Below are 6,508 nucleotides of genomic sequence, written 5' to 3' on the forward strand. Positions count from 1 at the left end.
GCTGCCCATACCCTGCCCCCACAAAGCGATCATCAACATTTATCTCTTTTTTATCAGCATTTGGAAATTGTGCTAATTCACTGCCTTCATTTACTATCTGGGAAATTTTTAACTTCAAGTCTGATTCGTTTGCAGCAACGGATATTCCCAGAACCGGCATATCCGTTCCTAAAATAAGTCCCGCCTGAGTACCTGCAGATCCTGACCCGGTAATGATTGTTGGATTTATAAGACCAACTGCCCGCGCTTGATCTTCAATCTCCCGTCCGGCAACTGCATAGCCGAGAGCACCAATAATATTTGAGCCGCCCAGAGGAACGACATAAACCTTATGTCCCTGAGCTTCTAAGTCTGTAATAGCCTGATTAACCGCAGTGTTCACATCTTCCCCCGCAGGTACGCGTTTTATGACAGCACCCACCAGGCGGTCCAGCGTAAGATTCCCCCCATTGGCATAGGCATCTGTTCGGCCAGCAACGGCTTCAGCCAGAACTAAAGTGCATGCCAATCCCAGACGAGCGGCAGCGGCGGCAGTTTGGCGCGCGTGATTTGATTGCAATGCGCCAACAGTGATTACCGCCGTAGCTTTTTGCTTCAATGCTTCAGCCATAAGAAATTCGAGTTTACGAACTTTGTTACCTCCTCCGGCAAAGCCCGTCAGGTCATCTCTTTTCATCCAAATCTCATGCCGCAGATGTTCAGATAGTCTGTCGAGTCGCTGCAAAGGAGTCGGGAACTGTGCGAGCGACACTCTGCTATAACCGTCTGTGTTTTCGAAGATATGCATCTTTATTCCTTTATATAAGAAAGTGTTTTAGAAATAATCGATTGTGCACATACGTAGCCCATCGTCATGTGCGGTCCAATTGTCGTGCCAGCACTTATGGCACGACTTCCAATTGGATTGGCCATCACATTACCTGCCGCATAAAGCCCCTGAATAACATCACCGGTGGTTGAAAGGACCTGTCCTTTTGCGTTGGTTAATGAGCCACCTTTTGTGCCAAGGATTGAGCGATTAATCGGCATTGCGTAATAAGGCCCTTTGCCAATTCCTCCGAGCGACAAGTTTTTTTCGCCAGCTTTCCAGTTCCCCGAACGCATGCGCTCCCAGAGCGCCTCGCCTCGGTGAAAATCAGGATCAAAATTTTGTTTGCAATAGTGGTTAAAAGTATCAACAGTATCTTCAAGCGCTTTCGGATCGAGACCAATTTTTTTTGCTAAAGCCGACAGTGTTGGCGCTTTTCGAATCCATCCTTTTGCACGAAATGCATACCATGCGAATGGCAAATTCCTATAGATAAAGGGCCGATCGCAGATTACCCAGGCGGGTAAATGAAGAGGATTGCCACTTTGGTCTCGCTGATTAAGTACAGCGCCTAAGTTGTAGTCATATTCACTCACAAAACGCTTGGCATAAGCATTGACGATTATGCCGCTAGGCCCTACATGCCATGCTACTGGCATACCATGCGCTCGCCCTTCATAGCGAACGGGTAAAGCAGGATGTACGTTGGCTTCAGTCATCTGATCCAATGCAGCGCCCACCTTTTCTGCAAGTGTAAGTCCGCCGCCGGTATTGGAATCAGGTGTACATAGCCAATCAGTCTTGCCTGCAAAATGCTTCTTATACCGTTTTGGGTCCCATTCAAATCCACCACTGGCTATTAATACGCCATGTTGGGCATTGATTTCTTTTCCATCACTCAACCGCACACCGACCACCGCCCCCTCTTGTGTCAAAAGTTCGGCTATATTTTGTTCGGTGCGCAGTTCTCCACCTTTTGCAATAAACCCTGCTATCAAACCAGTCATAAGCGCTGAGCCTTGCCCTCTTTGGCCAGTCAGTAATCTGCGAGCTAATTCAGGCCACATTTTCCAGATTGTATAGAACGGCCTGGACCATGGATTTGGAGTAAACATCTCCTGAAAGGTAAAAAGATGAGGTAAAGTTGAAGGCCGAATTCTCCTGGCGTAAGGCCCGGCAAGACGACGCGGGAGAACCATAGGCGAGAGATTTCGCCCATATGCTTTGGCACCTTTAACATCAATAGGGTCCGGGGCGGGAGTCAATCTGAAATCAAGCGGCGAATTATTCATCACCATTTGAAGCATAGCCCCCCCATTGTCACAAAGAGCCTTCCAATGATCCCGAAAGCGTGATGAACCTTCACTCTCCAGTGCATTTTCAATATAAGCCAGCGCTTCTTCCGGGCTGTCCTGAACGCCTTCAGCCTTAGCAATATGGTTAGCTGCTACCCAGGTATCAGCGCCAGACATTGCACTGGTGCCACCGACAAAATGGCTTTTCTCTAAAACAACCACTTTAAGACCAGCCACAGCCAGTGCGAGTGCCCCGGTCATCCCTGCGGCACCGGACCCAACCACAATGACATCGTAATCCTCACCGGTAGTTTTCACTGGCCTCATCGTTTGTTCCTCGAAATGTGAATTTTAATTACTTTGTATTATGGGGTGCCTTTCAATTAGTAATATGAGCATTTAAATAAGCACATATTGCTGCCTAGTTAATAACTCCTGAGCTCAAATATTACATTTTTACGTTGAGTTAGATATTCAAAAACAAGCACGGCACTAATGCGTATGGCGCACTAATAAAACAAACCTCACGGTATTATTAGCGTAAAGGCCACTTTAACCTTACTGCATCCTTAAAGATTAATTTTAAAAAGCGTAATGGCATAAGTTATTATTATGTACGTTATGCATAAACATAAGAAAAGGTGGGTGAGTAGAGATTCAATAGTCAACCCTTACTCGCCTGTCATCATATTTACTTATATAAAAAATAATCTCATCACAAGACCAAAATAGGATACGTTGCATTTTAAACGCCATCCAATACCGTTATCTTTTTGAAATAAGCACCATCACCTGAAGACAATCAGGTGATTAGCCTGTCTTACCAAGGATTAGCGGCTGAGTATCTCGCGATGACTCATCTCTCTATTTGGAACCTGGATTAATTATTCGTAAATAAATATTGGCTCTCCCAGCGCCTCTAAGTCGACATCAATACCAAGCCCAGGATTATCAGAAGGGAGTCGTCCGATAGCCCCTTGTGGCCAGTCGCCCAGCGTATAGGTCTGCTCGACGTAGGCAGTACAGAATGAGCCAGCTGCCAAATGACTCGCTGGTGTACTCGCAGCAAGATGCGCTGACGCTGCCGCAATAATACCGCCTCCTGCCATATCTTCGATTGTCACAGGTCGATTCCAGGCAACACAACAATCGCGCACCAGACTTAAGGGGAGTATCCCGCCAAATCGACTAAGTTTAAGCATTGCTAAATCAAATCCATCCTCCTTGTGTGCGCGGAATACCGCATCAATGCTGTCCAAAGATTCATCCAGCACCATTGGCTGAGTGATGCGGCGGCGCACTGATAAATTATCCTCTAATGTTCGGCAAGGTTGTTCGAGAATAAAATCCCTAGGCCCTAATGCATTTAAAAGAGAAAGTGCTTCATGTGGCATATAATTAGCGTTTGCATCCACAACCAGACGATCTAGTTTTGGAGCAACTTCCAGACAGGCTTCTACACGTTCAACATCAGCGCGCCAATCATTACCAATCTTGATTTGTACCGTACGGAACCCTTCATCGGCTAATTTAAGGCAACTGGCAGCCATAATTTCAGGTTCATCCATTACTGCCATTTTGAGCATTGGGAATTCTTTCTGCTGTATCCCGCCAAGGAGGTCAGCAATAGGCAACCCCGCAGCCTTTCCAGCAATATCCCAGCAAGCTATATCGACCGCTGTTTTCGCATACTGGTGACCTTTTACCGCTCTATCCATGATGTTATGGATAACTTTAAGCTGGCGCGGATCGGCTCCGATCAGTTCAGGACCTATTTCGGAAAGTGCGCCAATTGCACCTGAATGCAATGCCACCATATATTGAGCCGAGGAAGCATGTTCCCCCCACCCGCTGATCCCTTCATCAGTATCAATTCGGAGTATCAGACTTGGGAACTCAGTAAACTTTCGCCCTCCAGACAGACGAAATCCACCATTACGCACTGTATACTTAACCGCAAAGCCTGAAATTCTGACGATTTTCATTTTATTTACCTCCGGGTCTTTTATTGATAACGGTATAATAAATAATGCACATTTCTTCCCCATACCCAAAAAATCAGTCAAGAAGGAAAGTATTACGGTAAAGGCGCATGGCAAGATCTAACCCATCCTGCTGAGGGCCTTTGAATGCTCTTGGTGCCTGCTTTTCAATAGGAAGTGGGCGAGCCACCTTTCGCCCCATTGTTATATCCGCCACCATTCGGCCAAAGTAACTATTTGCTGCTATACCGCGACCATTACATCCTATCGTTCCAATTAATCCGTCTTCTGGTGATAACAATCTGGGAAGATGATGATTCGTCAACCCAATTGTCCCCTGCCAAACATGGCTCCATTGTGGTGCGGGAAGTTGAGGCCACAGGCGTTTCAAAACCCGCTTCCCCCAAGCTTCTATCGAACGTCTACTGTCGTCAGAAAGATTGCCCAGTGAACCAATCATCAATCGCCCCTCGGGGTCATAACGCAAAAAAAGCGGTATCTTGTGAGTATCGTAGAGAGAGTGGCCTGAGGGTAAAATGAGGCCTCGCAACTTTTTGTCCAAAGGACAAGTGGCAACCCCAAATGCACCACAGGTGACAAGGGCTTGCGCAAATGCGGGATGTAAAGAACCTGTGTAAGCGTTTGTAGCCATAATGACTTTTTTAGCTCGGATAGGATGTCCCTCTACAGTAGAAACAATCCAATCAGCCCCCTCTCTGCTAAGGGAGGTGGCACGAACATTTTGGTAAAGTTGCCCCCCCTTTCTGAGTACAGCATTAGCTAATCCTCGAACGTAAGCCAACGGTTGAATAGTAAACCCCCTATAGTCCATTAAGGCTGTTTTCCAACGCTGTGAGCCCGTAATTTCAAAGAGTTTATTCCCTTCAAGAATCTCTACAGGCTGGCCTAAATCAGACCAAAGCTTAACCTGACGATGAAGCATTTGAGCAGTTTTAGTATCATGCGCTGCGCGGATGACCGGACGAAAATCTGCATAACAATTAATATCATGTTCGATAAGGATTTCTTTGACCAAATCAGGTCCTTTGCTGAGCTCATCAACAAAGATATCGCCATACTCGACGCCTAATATTGCTCTTATCTCATCGGGGCCAAGAAATTGCCCTGGATTCACCATCCCCGCATTTCGACCAGATGCGCCTTCCCCAAACTCACCGGCCTCGATCAACATTGCATCAACGCCGAGTTTTGTAAGCTGTAGCATTGCCGTCAGACCATTGATCCCTCCCCCTATCACCAATACATCGACATTTGCGCTGCTATTTAATGGCTTAGTTACCACGGACTCACCCGCAGTAGCAAACCACATTGACGAGGCAAGGGCATTCTCCTTTCCGGCAAAATGGCTTCGCTGTGCATTAAGTAAACCTGAAAAAATCGACATCCTTACTCCCAGGTGAGAATTTTTTATAAATTAAGATGAGCAGACCTATCTATAAAAACCATGAAATGAAGGATTAATAAATCAGTCCAGACGCACGACATTAGTGTGTCTCGCGCATCAATTCACATCGATGAAAAGGATTCTATAAATTTCAAGATGACTTGGGGTCAGCACGCTTAGTAAACGGGCTTCTATCTTTTCACGCTCGGGTGCCTTAAGTGCTTATTCCGATGTTTATCTGGCTTACGACCGGCAGCAACGTGATGGCATACGTATGCTATTGGCGCAGAACGAACGACCCACTCTCTAGGAAAATCCTTTAAGCACCTTGCATTGAGCTGGCATAATGGCGCGTCAGATTTTCCGGATTCGCTCTGGTACCTTCATTGTTCAATGCACTTATCCGCGATTTCGTTTTCTCGATCTCATGATAGACTCTTGCGACATCTTCAGCTTTTGCGCATAGGACAATCACCACTCAGCTGGTATCGGCCTCCACAATATCCCTGGGTTCGGCATGCATGTTACTGATGGAGACAGGCTGGTTTACTGAACTGACCTGCAGCCTGTCCTTACGGATTCAAACAAAGCGGCCTCTGGTAAACATCGGATACATATATCATGAGCTGTATCGTGCTGCCGTCCGAGTTCGGCATATTGCTAAGCATCTTAATCGCTTGTGAGCTATGACCTCCTGACGGCACAGAATCTAGCATCTCTAACAGTACCCAAGTATAGAAGCATAGTTTTCAGTAGTTATTGAGTATGAAGGACTGATCAAAAGAAACAATATAGGTAATCCTCATAAAAGTTATTTCTCTCGTACTAAATAACCGTTATAGACTGAAATCACAGAACGATTGACCGAAGTGAAATCAACATTCAGCAATTCAATTAGCGGGGGAGCGACCATATGGAAATCCACAACCGGACTCCAAATGTATATGACTTGCTTGAAATAAACAAAATCCTACTTTCAACTTCAAATAATGGTGAGTCATTTGAGAAAGACTTACAT

The 6,508-nt window shown here is 46.0% G+C and carries 4 protein-coding genes; all 4 read right to left on the bottom strand.

Features of this window, described 5'->3' with window-relative positions; all coding sequences use genetic code 11:
• Positions 1 to 787 (bottom strand): pyridoxal-phosphate dependent enzyme (locus J1785_RS04620; RefSeq protein WP_217218914.1); only part of this gene is annotated, 787 nt, incomplete at its 3' end.
• Positions 788 to 789: 2 nt separating this feature from the next.
• The gene (locus tag J1785_RS04625) at positions 790 to 2,430 is read right to left on the bottom strand and encodes an FAD-dependent oxidoreductase (protein WP_217138375.1); all 1,641 of its coding nucleotides are present in this window, start codon (positions 2,428 to 2,430) and stop codon (positions 790 to 792) included.
• A gap of 557 nt (positions 2,431 to 2,987) precedes the next feature.
• Complete coding sequence (locus J1785_RS04630; RefSeq protein WP_049132097.1) at positions 2,988 to 4,088, bottom strand: mandelate racemase/muconate lactonizing enzyme family protein; 1,101 nt, start codon at positions 4,086 to 4,088, stop codon at positions 2,988 to 2,990.
• A 73-nt stretch (positions 4,089 to 4,161) separates the two neighbouring features.
• Positions 4,162 to 5,490, bottom strand: a complete 1,329-nt coding sequence (locus J1785_RS04635) for an NAD(P)/FAD-dependent oxidoreductase (RefSeq protein ID WP_217138376.1) — start codon at positions 5,488 to 5,490, stop codon at positions 4,162 to 4,164.
• Positions 5,491 to 6,508 lie beyond the last annotated feature (1,018 nt).

Source organism: Rahnella perminowiae (assembly GCF_019049755.1).
Classification (GTDB): domain Bacteria; phylum Pseudomonadota; class Gammaproteobacteria; order Enterobacterales; family Enterobacteriaceae; genus Rahnella; species Rahnella perminowiae.

What these genes read in the sequence shown, in the direction of transcription:
- J1785_RS04625 (WP_217138375.1), bottom strand. Translation starts at nt 2,430, where the DNA reads ATGAGGCCAGTGAAAACTACCGGTGAGGATTACGATGTCATTGTGGTT.
- J1785_RS04630 (WP_049132097.1), bottom strand. Translation starts at nt 4,088, where the DNA reads ATGAAAATCGTCAGAATTTCAGGCTTTGCGGTTAAGTATACAGTGCGT.
- J1785_RS04635 (WP_217138376.1), bottom strand. Translation starts at nt 5,490, where the DNA reads ATGTCGATTTTTTCAGGTTTACTTAATGCACAGCGAAGCCATTTTGCC.